Consider the following 14,720-nt stretch of genomic DNA (forward strand, 5'->3'; position numbering starts at 1 on the left):
GCTATAATAAAAAAATTCGTGTATAATTACGTAGAGATTCGAAAGTTGGAAGGATGAAGTACAGATGACAAAACCGGTAATCGCCATCGTAGGACGTCCGAACGTGGGAAAATCAACAATTTTTAACCGTATTGTTGGAGAACGTGTTTCAATCGTGGAAGATATTCCAGGTGTCACACGTGACCGTATTTATAGTTCGGCAGAATGGCTAACGCATGATTTTAATATTATTGACACAGGTGGAATTGAAATTGGGGATGAGCCGTTTTTAGAGCAAATCCGCCAGCAAGCTGAAATCGCAATCGATGAGGCAGATGTTATTATTTTTATGACGAATGGTCGTGAAGGTGTGACAGGTGCTGATGAGCAAGTAGCGAAAATTTTATATAAAACAAAAAAACCTGTTGTACTAGCTGTCAATAAAATTGACAACCCAGATATGCGCGAAATGATTTATGACTTTTACTCATTAGGCTTTGGTGAACCTTGGCCGATTTCTGGCTCTCACGGCTTAGGCTTAGGTGATTTGCTTGATGAATGTGCGAAGCATTTCCCTCAAGAGGACGAAGTACAATACGATGATGATGTTATTAAGTTTTCATTAATTGGTCGCCCAAATGTAGGGAAATCTTCTTTAGTAAACGCCTTTTTAGGGCAAGACCGAGTAATTGTCAGCAATATTGCAGGTACAACACGTGACGCTATTGATACGCCGTATACCTACGAAGGTCAAAAATATGTCATTATTGATACTGCGGGTATGCGTAAAAAAGGGAAGGTGTACGAGTCTACTGAGAAATACTCAGTACTACGTGCACTTCGAGGGATTGAACGCTCTGACGTTGTATTAGTTGTAATAAATGCAGATGAAGGCATACAGGAGCAGGATAAAAAAATTGCTGGCTATGCACATGAGGCTGGAAAAGCTGTTATTATCGTTGTTAATAAATGGGATGCCATCGAAAAAGATGAAAAAACGATGAATTTCTATACACAGCAAATTCGTGAGCATTTCTTATTTTTAGACTATGCACCGATTGTTTTTGTATCGGCGAAAACGAAGCAACGTGTACATCAAATTTTACCTGTTGTACAGCGAGTTAGTGAAAACCATGCGATGCGCATTCAATCTTCTATTTTAAACGAAGTGATTGAGGATTCTGTAGCACGTAATCCGGCACCTTCTGATAAAGGTCGTCGATTACGCATTTACTATGCAACACAAGTGGCGATTCAACCACCGACTTTTGTTGTATTTGTTAATGATCCAGAATTAATGCACTTTTCATATGAACGTTTCCTTGAAAATCGCATACGTGAAACATTTGATTTTGAAGGAACGCCAATTCGCTTAATTACTCGTGCACGCGATTAGTTATGGAGGGGAAGAAATGGAACGAGTAACCGTTTTAGGAGCGGGTTCTTGGGGTACTGCCCTTGCTATCGTACTTGCTGAAAATGGACATAATACGCTTCTTTGGACACATCGACAAGACCAGGCTGAAGAGATTAATAATCAGCATACAAATAAAAAATATTTACCACAAACGGTACTGCCAACAAATTTAGTTGCAACAGCTAACCTTACAGAGGCTGCAGAACATGCATCAACAATTGTTGTAGCAGTACCAACAAAGGCAATTCGAGAAGTATGTGGCAACCTATCAAAATTGCTACCGAAAAAGGCGCTTTTCGTTCACGTGTCGAAAGGCATTGAACCAGATACTTTACTGCGTATTTCTGAGCTGATGCGTGAAAGTATCGGTGCGGATTTGCTTGAAGATATCGTCGTATTATCAGGTCCAAGTCATGCGGAGGAAGTCGTTTTGCAGCACCCGACAACAGTAACAGCCGCATGTGAAAATCCTTTAGCAGCAGAAAAGGTGCAAGACTTATTTATGAGCGGTTACTTCCGCGTTTATACAAGTGAGGATGTAACAGGTGTCGAAATTGGCGGAGCTTTGAAAAACGTTATTGCATTAGCTGCGGGTATTACCGATGGTTTAAATTATGGTGATAATGCGAAAGCGGCACTGATAACACGTGGTTTAGCGGAAGTTACTCGTCTAGGTGTAAAAATGGGTGGTAATCCATTTACTTTCGCTGGCTTAACAGGTATGGGAGACTTAATTGTAACATGTACAAGCGTACATTCACGCAACTGGCGTGCAGGTAATATGCTGGGAAAAGGTATGCCACTCACAGAAGTTTTAGAGCAGATGGGCATGGTTGTAGAAGGAATACGGACAACGAAGGCAGCACATCAGTTGGCCTTGAAATATGACGTAGCAATGCCAATTACCGAGGCCCTTTATGATGTGTTGTTTAATGGTAAAACACCAAAAGAGGCAGTCGATGAATTAATGATTCGTATGAAAAAGCCTGAAATAGATGAATTTTAATCAATAGTAAGTAAAGTGTCATAAATTATTCATAAATGGCGCAAGCTTTTAACTATATGGGTTGTTCTAGAAAGTTTGTTTATCAACTTTGAGAACAGCCCTGTTATTTTGTTTAGGAGAGCTATATAATTTACAATGGTGTGTATGAGACTACATAGTTGAATAGAAAGGCGGTTTTATTAGTGAACAATCAAATTATGGACGCATCCCACTTATTATTAAACACAGCACGTGGTCCATTAGCACATATACCTGCACTTGATGTTATGTGGATATCATTTTATTCGATGGGCTTATTGTTTTTTTCTGTTCTAATAATTTCAGCTACTCGCAAATGGGTGAGCAATATCTTTTTATCATTTGTGTTAAAATTAATCGCTTATGTAATGTTAGCTACTGGCGCATTTTTAATGGTATTAATCGTTGTAACATGGCCGAATTAAAATAGTGAAGAGGGGAAAATTTATAATGAAAACAAGATGGACAATGCTTGTGACCATATTTTTATGTACGCTCTTGCTGACAGCTTGTATGTACCCGGAGGAGCGCAAGGCTGAAAATCAAGTACCTGATGTGGAGCAATTGGCATCTGTACAACGTGCAATCACAGAGTATCAAGCAGATACAGGTGTTCTACCAATAAAAACACGCGATATGGATACCGATATTTTTATCAAATATTTAGTTGATTTTGAAAAGCTTGTACCAAAATATTTAGCATCACCACCAGCAAATTCATTTGAAAAAGGTGGACTTTTCCAATATATTATTTGGAATCCAGAAGAAAATCCGACAGTAAAGCTTGTTGATTTACGAGTACCAGAAAAAATCCGTGAGGTAAAAATACGCTTTGTAGGCACCAAATATCCACAATATAAAGATAGTATTACACCGTATATTTATACAATTAATTTCAAAAACATAGGCTACAAGGAAGATGTTACAGTAGCAAGTCCGTATTCTACTAATCAATTACCAGTGATTGTGTCTACACAAGGAGAGCTATATGTGGACTATTCTATTGATTTACATCAATTTATCAAGGAACAAGGGCTGACACCGAAGCCAGGTGAGGATATTCGCATGCTATTAGCAGAGCACTATCCCGTTGTACCTGCATATTCATTGCCCTATACAGTTGATGATAATAACGAGCCAATCTTTATGTATGAGCCGGCAAAGTAAGTAAAAAGCATGAAATCAAGTTGGAAAATTTGATTTCATGCTTTTTCATATTTATAGCTACATAGGCATAAGTTTATACAAGTAAAGGAGGAGCGCCTATTAGCGAACAAATTTTTCAGCAGCTTGCAGAACGAACAAATGGGGACGTGTACATCGGGGTTGTTGGTCCCGTCCGTGTAGGGAAATCAACATTTGTAAAAAAAGTAATGGAATCTCTAGTCTTACCGAATATTATGAACGAAGATGACCGTAAGCGCGCCTTGGACGAGCTACCACAAAGCTCACCAGGACCTGTTATTATGACAGCGGAGCCTAAGTTTGTACCTGCACATGCTGCACCGATTTCCATTGGTGACAACGGTTTAAGCTTCCGCATTCGTCTTGCCGATTGTGTTGGTTATATTATTAATGGTGCAAAAGGCTACGAGGATGAAAACGGGCCGAAATATGTGCATACGCCTTGGCATACAGAAGCCATTCCTTTTCAGGAAGCTGCAAAAATTGGCACAGATAAAGTAATACGTGATCATGCAAATATCGGAGTGGTGGTGACAACTGATGGTACTGTCAATGGTATAGAACGAAAGGCAGCAGCCGTAGCAGAAAGGGCTATTATTGAGCAACTGAAGGAAATTGGCAAGCCTTTTGTTGTTGTTATCAATAGCACGATGCCAGCGCGTGAGGAAACACGTAATTTACGCAATGAATTGTTTGAGGAATATCAAGTTCCTGTTATTGCAACTTCAATTGATCAGCTAACAACTACTGATATTGCTTATATTTTGCAAGAGGCTTTATATGAATTTCCAATTGAATATATCGAAGTTGAAAAGCCTGATTGGGTAGATGTGCTTGATAGCACACATTATATAAATGAGTCATTAACTGTTGCAGCAAACGAGATGGTAGGGCATGTAGAAAAAATACGTGATGTTGAAAAGGCAACAAACTTTTTGAAGACGCTTGAATTTGTAGAAAATTGTGAAGTTGAGCGTGTTGATGCAGGGTTAGGTGTTGTCACAGTACGTTTATCGATACAAAATGATATTTATAAAACGATATGCAATGAATGGCTAGAGCAGCCAATCGACACTAAAAAAGATTGGCTATTATTTATTAAAGAGGCATCTGAAGCGAAAAAAGCACAGGCACGTTTCCGTGATGCCATTGAGCAATCTCGTGTAGAAGGCTATGGTGTGACATTGCCAACCTTAGATGAATTTGAACCGAACGAGCCAGAATTAATCAAGCAAAATAATTTTTATGGTGTTCGAATGAAAGCAAAAGCACCATCTTATCATATTATTCGGGTAGATATGGAATCAGAATTTGCTCCGTTAATCGGCTCGGAATTTCATAGTCAACAACTGCTGAAAGATTTACAATATGCGTTTGAGCATGACCGTGAATCTTTGTGGCAAACACAACTATTTGGTACCCCACTCCATGAGGTTCTGAAGGAAAGTATTCGCTATAAAATGAATACTGTACCAAAAACAGCCAAAAAAAGGATGCGTCAAACAATTGAGCGCATGGTAAATGAAGGAGATAGAGGGTTAATTACGTTTATTATCTAGTGGTAAAAAAAACCTATTCCATAACAGGACAACGCTATTTTTAGTCGTTTTGTCCTGTTATTTGCATTTTCTTAAAAAAAATCGAGATTATTCGGACAAACATAGCTAAATTAAGTTGCGCCGCGGTTTTCTATGTGTTACTCTTTTTACATGATTTAGGTTCATGACCCTTTGAGAGGAGGTGAATGGTGTGAATAAAACAGAATTAGTAAACTCTGTTGCTGAAGCTGCAGGTCTTTCTAAAAAAGACGCTTCTAAAGCGGTTGAAGCTGTATTTGATACAATTCAAGGTGCTCTTGCAAAGGGTGACAAAGTACAATTAATCGGTTTTGGTAACTTTGAGGTTCGTGAGCGTGCGGCTCGTAAAGGTCGTAACCCACAAACTGGTAAAGAAATCGAAATTGCTGCAAGCAAAGTACCTGCGTTCAAACCAGGTAAAGCACTTAAAGACGCTGTAAAATAATTTCAGCGTCAGTGCAGTTACATAGAGCAGTCTTCAGTTCATACTGAGGGGCTGCTCTTTTTCTTTTGACTGAGAGGGAGGCAAATACCTACTCAATCAAAAAAAAAGCCCTAGCGAATTTCAAAGATTTTGAAGGAAGGCCTGCACGATGCAGGTCAGTTAATCGCTGGTGCGCGTAGTGACGGTTTTAGGTTAACTTTCACTCAGCTCAAAAAATGGACTTAAGTTAACACTGACGTAATTGATTAGATATTTTGATAAGTGTCCTTTGAACTTATTGTAAGGATATGCTACGATTCATTTGTTAGAAATGTCAATGTGATTGATTATGATTTAGTAATATTTTCTGTACCAAAAACAGGTGCATAGATAAAAGACTCCTACCTCTCTAGGTGGTGAGATGAATATGTTTAATTTGGCGGAGAACAGTGGAACCGCTGAATCCAAATAAAGCCCTTGGTAGATATCACAGATTTTGAAGAGGAGTAGGTCTGCAAAATGCAGATTAGTTAATCATTGACGCTTGGCGTAGTGAAGTCCTCTTATATTAAATGAAAAAACTGGATGAGAGTTAGCAGAGGCGTAATTGATGATGGAGGCTATATATGTCGAATGTTGATTTAAAGAAAATTGAAGAAGCAGTAAAAATGATTTTAAAAGCGGTAGGGGAAGATGTAGAGCGTGAGGGGCTTCTTGATACACCAAAGCGCGTGGCGAAAATGTATGCCGAAATGTTTAGTGGCTTAGAGCAAGACCCACGCGAGTATTTTAGTACAGTATTTCATGAGGAACATGAAGAGCTAGTGCTAGTAAAAGATATTCCATTTTATTCGATGTGTGAGCATCATCTTGTACCGTTCTATGGCAAAGCGCATATTGCGTATATACCAAAGGATGGCAAGGTAGCAGGCCTTAGTAAATTAGGTCGTTGTGTTGAATCTGTGGCACGCAGACCACAGCTACAAGAGCGTATTACTTCAACAGTGGCAGATACAATGATGGAAATGCTACAGCCTAAAGGTGTTTACGTTGTTATTGAGGCGGAGCATATGTGTATGACTATGCGCGGTTTAAAAAAGCCAGGTTCAAAAACAGTAACATCTGTAGCACGTGGAATTTACGAGGAAGACGAAGTAAAGCGTAGAGAGGTTATTTCGTTTATTCAAATGTCTTAATTTCTGTTATTTTGTGATATGATAGATAGAGAAAATCTTGGTGGGGGAAAAACAAATGACACAACCAGAATATATTGTTATTGAGGCGCAGGAAGACGGTGTACATGTAATCGGTTTAACACGTGGTTCTGATACAAAATTTCATCATTCAGAAAAGCTTGATGCTGGGGAAGTGATGATTGCTCAATTTACAGAGCACACATCTGCAATGAAAATTCGCGGAAAAGCAAAAATCCACTCTGCGCACGGAATGATTGAGAGTGGCTCGAAAAAATAATAGGCACCGTATAGCGGGGCTTAGCTACTTTAATGAAATGGAGTAAGAGATCTATGCATGCAACAAATATTCAAAAAGCAATACAACAACTAAAAGAGTCTATTTTCGTGCGTGTTCGTCATAGAGCTTTACTGCAATATACGGGAGCCCCAGTCGTTGATGAAAATCAGCTATTTTTCTTACTTTTACCATTTTTAAACGGAGAACCATGGCATGAAGGTCTACAGGAAAGTGCAACAACTGTAGGAATCGTTCAAGCCTCTTTGTTTGAACATGATAAAATTAAAGAAAAAGATGCTATATCGAAGGAGCAACAATTAACGGTATTATCAGGTGATTATTATAGTGGGCGCTATTATGAAATATTGGCTCATACAGGAAATATAGTACTCATTCAAAAATTAGCACAAGGAATTGTTGAGCGCTGTGAGCAGGAAATTGCCGCATATGAGCATACATATCGAACGATGGAACAGTGGGTTAATAATTTATCTCTAATTGAAACCGCTATAATACGCAAATTTTATGAAGCACATGGCTTTAACAAATACAGTGCAGTTATGGTACACGCTTTAACGATTCAGCGTTTACAGAACGAAATGGACGCTTTCCATAGGTATGCACTAACAGCAGTAGGACGAGCTATGGAAAAATGCTTTGGTCAGCAAGAGCTTAAGCATTTATTGACAGTTGCGATTGAGGAGCAGCAAAAGTTATTAACAGCGGAGCTTGCTGCTTTACAATTATCAGATGAATTACAGCAATTTATTTGGCGAATAGTGAAAGTTGAAACGAGATAGAAAGGTTTTGAAAAAATGGCGAAGTCGAAAGAGGAACGTGTGCACGAAGTATTTGAAAGCATTTCAGAAGGCTATGATAAAATGAATTCTGTAATTAGCTTTCAATTGCATGTGAAATGGCGTAAAGACACGATGAAACGAATGAATGTGAAGCCAGGAGCAAAATGTTTGGATGTTTGCTGTGGGACGGCAGATTGGACAATTGCGCTTGCAGAGGCTGTAGGAGAAAAAGGTATCGTAAAAGGCTTAGACTTTAGTGAAAATATGTTAAAAGTCGGAGCAGCAAAAGTGGAGCCTTACCCACAAATAGAGCTTTTACAAGGCAATGCGATGGAGCTTCCATTTGAGGATAATACATTCGATTATGTAACGATTGGTTTTGGGCTGCGTAATGTACCAGACTATATGCAGGTATTGCGAGAAATGAATCGTGTATTAAAGCCAGGTGGTATGGCGGTTTGTTTAGAAACATCACAATCTGAAATCCCAGGTTATCGTCAACTTTTCCGTTTCTATTTCAAATATATTATGCCGCTTTTTGGAAAACTATTTGCAAAGAGCTATAAAGAATATTCGTGGCTACAAGAATCTGCAAATGATTTTCCAGGAATGAGACAGCTCGCGTTTATGTTTAAGAGTGCAGGGTTTGAAGGAATTGAGTACAAAGGCTATAGTGGCGGCGCAGCAGCGATGCATAAAGGTGTGAAAAAAGAAATTTAGTGGGAGAAGGTTTGTTCAAGTGGAAAAGATGAAGTTAAAATTACTCTATGCTGATTTAAAATCAGATATAGAAATCATCGAAACAGAATTAGAAAAAGCGTTGAACTCGTCTTCACACTTGCTAAACGAGGCTTCACTACATTTGTTGCAGGCGGGAGGTAAGCGCATCCGCCCAGTATTTGTCTTGCTTAGTGCGAAATTTGGCGATTATCAAATTGAGCGGATGAAGCATATCGCTGTTCCTTTGGAGTTAATTCATATGGCTTCACTTGTGCATGATGATGTCATCGATGATTCGAATATGAGAAGAGGTAGACATACTGTGAAGGCACAGTGGAACAATCGTGTTGCGATGTTTACTGGCGATTTTATTTTTGCACGTGCTTTAGAGTATGTAACAGTAATTGACAATCCACGTGCTCATCAAATATTGGCACGTACGATGGTGGAAATTTGTAATGGTGAAATTATTCAAATTGAAGACAAATTTCGTATGAATCAACATATAAAAGACTATTTTAGACGTATTAAACGGAAAACAGCATTGCTAATTGAATCAAGCTGTGAGCTTGGTGCGGTAGTAGGTGGAGTAGATGAACAAAATATTCGCCGTTTAAAGCGTTACGGTTATTTTGTCGGTATGAGCTTCCAAATTATCGACGATATATTGGATTTTACAGCAACTGATAAAGAGCTTGGAAAACCAGCCGGTAGTGATTTATTGCAAGGTAATATTACGTTGCCAATGCTATTGTTAAAAGATGATGCACCAATGCAGCCATATCTCGAAAAAATTATTGCAGGTACGTTAACGGAAGAAGAGCGCATGAAAATGCTACAGTATGTCCGTCATTCAGATGCAATTAAGCAAGCAACAGCGATAAGTGATAAATATTTGCAAAAGGCTTTAAAGGAAGTAGAGGCATTGCCAAAACATCCAATGAAGAAAAAGCTGCGCGATGTTGCTCTCTTTATTGGTAAGCGTAAATTTTAGAAATAGTTGCGTTTACAAGCTTATTTTGGTACTATTTATCGGTAAGTGTAAAACTTTTTTACTCAAGATTAAGGAGTGTTTTATGATGGCAATCGAAAGAACTTTTTTAATGGTTAAACCTGATGGCGTTGAGCGTCAAGTAATTGGCGATATCATCGACCGTTTAGAACGTCGCGGCTTCGAAATGAAAGGCGCTAAATTAATGAACGTATCTCGTGACTTAGCTGAGAAGCACTATGCAGAACATTCAGAACGCCCATTCTTCGGCGAATTAGTAGACTTCATCACTTCTGGACCAGTTTTCGCAATGGTATGGGAAGGCGAGTCTGTAATATCTTTAGCTCGTATTATGATTGGTGCTACAAAACCATCTGAATCTCAACCAGGTACAATCCGTGGTGACTACGCTGTAACAGTATCACACAACGTAATTCACGGTTCTGATTCATTAGCTTCTGCAGAGCGCGAAATCGCACTTTGGTTCGAAGGCGAGTTAGTATAATTAAATTGTAAAAAAGGGCTGTGGGAAAGCAAAATTGCTTCTTCCGCAGTCCTTTTTTCATATATTTTTCCTAATTAACTTACACAAAAGTGAAACGTTTAGTGAGAAATAACGTATAATCAAGTAGTATACTAGTTAGGAAGGATGAGGGGCTATGTGGATTGCAATTGTAGCAATTGTTATAACTGCAATAATAACAGATACGTTTGTAAAAAATAAAAGGCTCGATTTAAAAAGAATAGACAAGGAAATTGAGCTAGAAAAGCTACGTTTAAAAGCATTTGAAAAAGAGACAGAAAAGTTAAAATTGGAATTACAGCATGAGAAGCAAGCCTTGTTGGAAATGAAACGTGAAAATGAGTAAGGAGGAACAAAATGCAAGAATTGATGATTGTTTTGGGCAGCCTAGGATTGCTTGTATCTATCCCCTTAGTAGCCATTGTTACAGCGCATAAGCGAGCAGCAATGAAGCTACAAATCAAAATGATAGAAAAGGAAACAGAGCTTGAGAAATTAAAAATGGAAAATTACACATTCGAAACAGAACGTTTACGATTGGAGTTAGAGCAAGAAAAACAAGTCTTATTAGATATGAAGCGATAGGGGAGAATAGATATGATAGGTATGATTATTGCATTGACTGCTATTATTTTTGGCACGGGCATACCACTAACGGCGATTATAACAACTCATAATCGCTCTAAGTTACGAATGCAATTGGACTTAGCAGACAAAGAAATTGAATTAGAGAAATTACGTTTAGCTACATTTGAACGAGAAACCGAAAAACTACGTTTAGAGTTAAACTACGAAAAGCAAGCATTGTTAGAAATGGAAGACAAAAATTAATAATTTGCTGTGTGTCTAAATAGATTTCGCAATTTATATTTCAGTTGCATAAAAATTCAGTTATAATAAAGAGCACAAAGGTTTGTTGGGGGGCGATGGAGCTATGGCGGATTATGAGCAATTTATTGAAGGTATTAAACGAAAAACTGGTATTGATTTAGCGCTATATAAAGAAGCGCAAATGAAACGGCGTTTAACATCTTTATATGAGAAAAAGGGATTTCGTAATTTTGTAGATTTTTTAGGAGCGTTAGAAAAGGATCGCGATTTAATGAATGAGTTTTTAGATCGCATGACGATAAATGTTTCTGAATTTTACCGCAACGGCAAACGTTGGGAAGTATTGCAAAATAAAATTTTTCCGATGCTACTACAAAGCAATAAGCGCCCAAAGATTTGGAGTGCAGCCTGTTCTACAGGAGAAGAGCCTTATAGCTTAGCAATGGTATTATCACATCATATTCCATTATCCCAAATCGGCATTTTGGCTACGGATTTAGATGAAAATGTTATACAAAAAGCGAAATTGGGCTTATACCCAGAGCGCTCGTTAGCAGAAGTACCAAAAGATGTACAAGCAAAATATTTTGAAAAAGAAGGACAATTTTATAAAGTAAAGGATGAGATTAAACGTACTGTAACGTTTAAGAAGCATAATTTACTTAAAGATCAGTATGAATCAAATTTTGATTTGATTGTTTGTCGTAATGTGATGATTTATTTCACTGAGGAAGCGAAGGATGAAATCTATGCGAACTTTAGTAAAGCGTTGCGTCCAGGCGGTATTTTATTTGTTGGTTCAACCGAGCAAATTTTTAATCCAGCTCGTTATGATTTTGAGGTAGAGGATACATTTTTCTATCGTAAAAAATAATAATCAAGCGAGGGTACATATTTTGAATGTACAATGTACTAGCGTAAACAATTAATTGATAAACCAAACGCTTTTCGTGCATTAAACGAAAAGCGTATTTTTGTATCATTACTTGAAAAATGAAGTACTTATGTCAAAAAAACATTCCGAATTTTCAATGAAAAGGCTTACTTCGGAATTCGTACTGTTATTTTACTGAAAATATGTTATAGTGAAAAATACATATACTTTAGCGAGTTGAAGGGAGAAAGTGTTTTATGCGTTACTTAACAGCAGGAGAGTCACACGGACCACAATTAACAACTATTATTGAAGGGTTACCATCATTGTTGCCATTAACAGCCGAGCATATAAATCATGATTTAAAGCGTCGTCAAGGTGGGCATGGTCGTGGTCGTCGTATGCAAATCGAAACAGATACAGTCGAAATCGTAGCAGGTGTACGTCATGGGAAAACGCTTGGTTCACCCGTTGCATTAGTAGTAACAAATGATGATTGGAAGCATTGGACGAAAATTATGGGAGCAGAGCCGTTGTCAGAAGACGTGGATCCAGATGAAATTAAACGCCAAATTTCTAGACCTCGTCCAGGTCATGCAGATTTAGTCGGTGGGATGAAATATGGACACCGTGATTTACGCAATGTTTTAGAGCGCTCGAGTGCACGTGAAACAACTGTGCGTGTAGCAGCAGGTTCTGTAGCAAAAGCATTATTAAAGGAGCTAGGTATTTCAATTGTTGCGCATGTTACAGAAATTGCAGGTATTAAAGCTGATGCTTCTTTACTTGAAGGAAAAACAGCTAATGAAATTCGTGCAATTATTGAAGAGGATGCATGCTATTGCGTCGATCCAGTAGCATCAGCAAAAATGGTTGAAGTAATCGATGCAACGAAAAAAGCTGGTGATTCAATTGGTGGTGTTGTAGAGGTTATTGTAGAGGGCTTACCAGCAGGTATAGGCTCATATGTACATTATGACCGTAAGCTAGATAGCAAATTAGCAGCTGCAATGCTTTCAATCAATGCGTTTAAAGGTGTGGAATTTGGTATTGGCTTTGAGGCAGCACGATTACCAGGCTCGCAAGTACATGACGAAATTATTTGGGATGAGGAAAACGGCTATACACGCGTAACGAATCGTTTAGGCGGTTTAGAAGGCGGTATGTCAACAGGCATGCCAATCGTTGTACGTGGAGTTATGAAACCAATTCCAACTTTATATAAACCATTGCAAAGTGTTGATATTGAGACAAAAGAGCCATTTAAAGCGAGTGTAGAGCGCTCAGATAGCTGTGCAGTACCAGCTGCATCAGTTGTTGCAGAGCATGTTATTGCCTGGGAAATTGCCAAGGTTATTGTTGAACAATTTCATAGTGACCAGTTGCCACAATTAAAGGCGCAGCTAGATGAAATGAGACGCTACACAAAGGAGTTTTAATATGAATATTTCTGTCAAAACAGCATCGCATACGTATGAAGTTATCATTGGTCACCGTATTTTAGCAGAAGCATTTGCTAAATATGAGCAATTATTTGATAAAGCTGATCAAATAATTGTTTTAACAGATAAGCATGTTTGGCAGGCACAGGAGAAGTATTTTACAGACAATGCATCATTTTCATTTAAAACATATATTATGCCAGCAGGTGAAAGCTGTAAAAGCTTTGAAAACTATGAGGCTGTGCAAACATTTTTACTTGAGCAAAGATCCACAAGAAAATCGTTAATTATTGCATTTGGTGGTGGAGCTGTTGGAGATTTAGCAGGCTTTGTTGCCGCAACCTATATGCGAGGTATTCCATTTATCCAAGTACCAACAACGATTTTAGCACATGATTCGGCTGTCGGTGGCAAAACAGCAATCAATCATAAGCTAGGAAAAAATATGATTGGTGCATTTTATCAGCCACAGGCAGTTTTATATGATACAATGCTTCTTTCAAGCTTACCAGAACGTGAAGTGCTATCAGGCATGGCTGAAGTAGTAAAGCATGCAATGATTTCAGATGCACAGTGGCTAGAGGAAATGCTGGAAGGTGATTTAGTTCACCTTCCTGAACAATTACTAGCGCAATACTTGGCTTCTGGTATTCGTGTTAAAGCAAATATTGTAGAGCAAGATGAAACAGAGCAATCTGTTCGTAAATATTTAAACTTAGGTCATACGTATGGGCATGCCATTGAAGCAGCCGCTGGTTATGGTCGACTAGCACATGGAGAAGCGGTGATGATCGGCTTAGTGTACTGCTTGTTGCTAAGTGAACGTTACGGGAAAATAACACGTAATTTTACGAAGCGATTTTTACATTTTGCTGTGGCGAATGGTTACCCATTTGCAACTGTAAAAGATTATTCATTTGATGAGTTAACAACATATTTACTAAAAGATAAAAAGGCTGAGTATGGTGAGTTGCAATTTGTATTGTTAAAAACAATTGGTGAGCCATTCATGCAAAAAGTAGAGTTAACAGTCTGCCAAGAGGTAGATAATGAGCTGAGAAATTTAATAGCGGAGGTAGTTTCATGATTCGGGGAGTAAGAGGAGCAACAACGATTGAAGTAGACCAGCAAGAGCTGGTGTGGGAAGCGACTGCGCAATTAGTGCAAGAAATGGTAAAAGCAAATAATATTGATATTGAGCATATCGCCTCTGTAACGGTTTCAACAACAACAGATATTACATCAGCATTTCCTGCAAAAGCGGTGCGTACATTAGAAGGTTGGCAATATGTACCGATTATGTGTATGCATGAAATGGATGTGGCAGGTGCTTTGCCGCTATGTATTCGTGTGCTAATGCTTGTGAATACAACGGTTGCACAAAAGGATGTTCAGCATATTTATTTAAATGATGCGGTTAGCCTGCGCCCAGATTTAGTACGTTAGAGAGGAGAATGAAA

General features: G+C 38.4%; 19 protein-coding genes. All 19 read left to right on the plus strand.

Features of this window, described 5'->3' with window-relative positions:
• Positions 1-64: 64 nt before the first annotated feature.
• The 19 genes from der to aroH all read left to right on the plus strand — a co-directional run bounded on the left by der (position 65) and on the right by aroH (position 14,706).
• Entirely contained in the window at positions 65-1,375 is a 1,311-nt protein-coding gene (gene der / locus TY13_RS15415; RefSeq protein ID WP_042477962.1) for a ribosome biogenesis GTPase Der, read from the plus strand.
• A 16-nt stretch (positions 1,376-1,391) separates the two neighbouring features.
• Entirely contained in the window at positions 1,392-2,402 is a 1,011-nt protein-coding gene (locus TY13_RS15420; protein WP_042477964.1) for an NAD(P)H-dependent glycerol-3-phosphate dehydrogenase, read from the plus strand.
• Positions 2,403-2,584: 182 nt separating this feature from the next.
• Positions 2,585-2,845 carry a DUF2768 domain-containing protein gene (locus tag TY13_RS15425; protein WP_230199458.1) on the plus strand — a complete coding sequence of 87 codons (261 nt, stop codon included), beginning with the start codon at positions 2,585-2,587 and terminating at the stop codon, positions 2,843-2,845.
• Between the two features lie 25 nt (positions 2,846-2,870).
• A complete protein-coding gene (locus TY13_RS15430) occupies positions 2,871-3,587 on the plus strand; it encodes a hypothetical protein (RefSeq protein ID WP_042477966.1) in 717 nt (238 codons plus the stop codon).
• Positions 3,588-3,685: 98 nt separating this feature from the next.
• The gene (gene spoIVA / locus TY13_RS15435; RefSeq protein WP_042477968.1) at positions 3,686-5,164 is read left to right on the plus strand and encodes a stage IV sporulation protein A; all 1,479 of its coding nucleotides are present in this window, start codon (positions 3,686-3,688) and stop codon (positions 5,162-5,164) included.
• Between the two features lie 190 nt (positions 5,165-5,354).
• Positions 5,355-5,627, plus strand: a complete 273-nt coding sequence (locus TY13_RS15440) for an HU family DNA-binding protein (protein WP_042477970.1) — start codon at positions 5,355-5,357, stop codon at positions 5,625-5,627.
• 605 nt (positions 5,628-6,232) lie between these two features.
• Positions 6,233-6,802, plus strand: coding sequence for a GTP cyclohydrolase I FolE (gene folE, locus TY13_RS15445; RefSeq protein ID WP_042477972.1), 570 nt, complete (start codon positions 6,233-6,235; stop codon positions 6,800-6,802).
• A 55-nt stretch (positions 6,803-6,857) separates the two neighbouring features.
• Positions 6,858-7,079 carry a trp RNA-binding attenuation protein MtrB gene (gene mtrB, locus TY13_RS15450; protein WP_042477974.1) on the plus strand — a complete coding sequence of 74 codons (222 nt, stop codon included), beginning with the start codon at positions 6,858-6,860 and terminating at the stop codon, positions 7,077-7,079.
• Between the two features lie 53 nt (positions 7,080-7,132).
• Complete coding sequence (locus TY13_RS15455) at positions 7,133-7,879, plus strand: heptaprenyl diphosphate synthase component 1 (protein ID WP_052344360.1); 747 nt, start codon at positions 7,133-7,135, stop codon at positions 7,877-7,879.
• Positions 7,880-7,894: 15 nt separating this feature from the next.
• Complete coding sequence (locus tag TY13_RS15460) at positions 7,895-8,599, plus strand: demethylmenaquinone methyltransferase (protein WP_042477976.1); 705 nt, start codon at positions 7,895-7,897, stop codon at positions 8,597-8,599.
• Between the two features lie 19 nt (positions 8,600-8,618).
• On the plus strand, positions 8,619-9,593 hold the full coding sequence (hepT, locus tag TY13_RS15465; protein WP_042477978.1) for a heptaprenyl diphosphate synthase component II: 975 nt from the start codon (positions 8,619-8,621) through the stop codon (positions 9,591-9,593).
• Positions 9,594-9,678: 85 nt separating this feature from the next.
• Positions 9,679-10,095 carry a nucleoside-diphosphate kinase gene (gene ndk / locus TY13_RS15470; protein WP_042477979.1) on the plus strand — a complete coding sequence of 139 codons (417 nt, stop codon included), beginning with the start codon at positions 9,679-9,681 and terminating at the stop codon, positions 10,093-10,095.
• Positions 10,096-10,249: 154 nt separating this feature from the next.
• Positions 10,250-10,459: a hypothetical protein gene (locus TY13_RS15475; RefSeq protein ID WP_042477981.1), complete on the plus strand. Its 210-nt coding sequence runs from the start codon at positions 10,250-10,252 to the stop codon at positions 10,457-10,459.
• An 11-nt stretch (positions 10,460-10,470) separates the two neighbouring features.
• Positions 10,471-10,698 (plus strand): hypothetical protein, encoded by a 228-nt coding sequence (locus TY13_RS15480; RefSeq protein ID WP_230199459.1) that lies wholly within the window; start codon positions 10,471-10,473, stop codon positions 10,696-10,698.
• A gap of 12 nt (positions 10,699-10,710) precedes the next feature.
• Positions 10,711-10,944, plus strand: a complete 234-nt coding sequence (locus tag TY13_RS15485; protein WP_052344361.1) for a hypothetical protein — start codon at positions 10,711-10,713, stop codon at positions 10,942-10,944.
• Positions 10,945-11,047: 103 nt separating this feature from the next.
• A complete protein-coding gene (locus TY13_RS15490; RefSeq protein WP_042477983.1) occupies positions 11,048-11,818 on the plus strand; it encodes a CheR family methyltransferase in 771 nt (256 codons plus the stop codon).
• A 257-nt stretch (positions 11,819-12,075) separates the two neighbouring features.
• Entirely contained in the window at positions 12,076-13,257 is a 1,182-nt protein-coding gene (gene aroC / locus TY13_RS15495; RefSeq protein ID WP_042477984.1) for a chorismate synthase, read from the plus strand.
• A gap of 1 nt (position 13,258) precedes the next feature.
• On the plus strand, positions 13,259-14,347 hold the full coding sequence (gene aroB, locus TY13_RS15500; protein WP_042477986.1) for a 3-dehydroquinate synthase: 1,089 nt from the start codon (positions 13,259-13,261) through the stop codon (positions 14,345-14,347).
• Positions 14,344-14,706, plus strand: a complete 363-nt coding sequence (gene aroH / locus TY13_RS15505) for a chorismate mutase (protein WP_042477987.1) — start codon at positions 14,344-14,346, stop codon at positions 14,704-14,706. Before aroB ends, aroH begins: the two co-directional genes overlap by 4 nt.
• The last annotated feature ends 14 nt before the right edge of the window (positions 14,707-14,720 follow it).

Origin of the sequence: Bacillus ndiopicus, assembly GCF_000612805.1 — a bacterium.
GTDB classification, from domain to species: Bacteria; Bacillota; Bacilli; order Bacillales_A; family Planococcaceae; genus Metasolibacillus; species Metasolibacillus ndiopicus.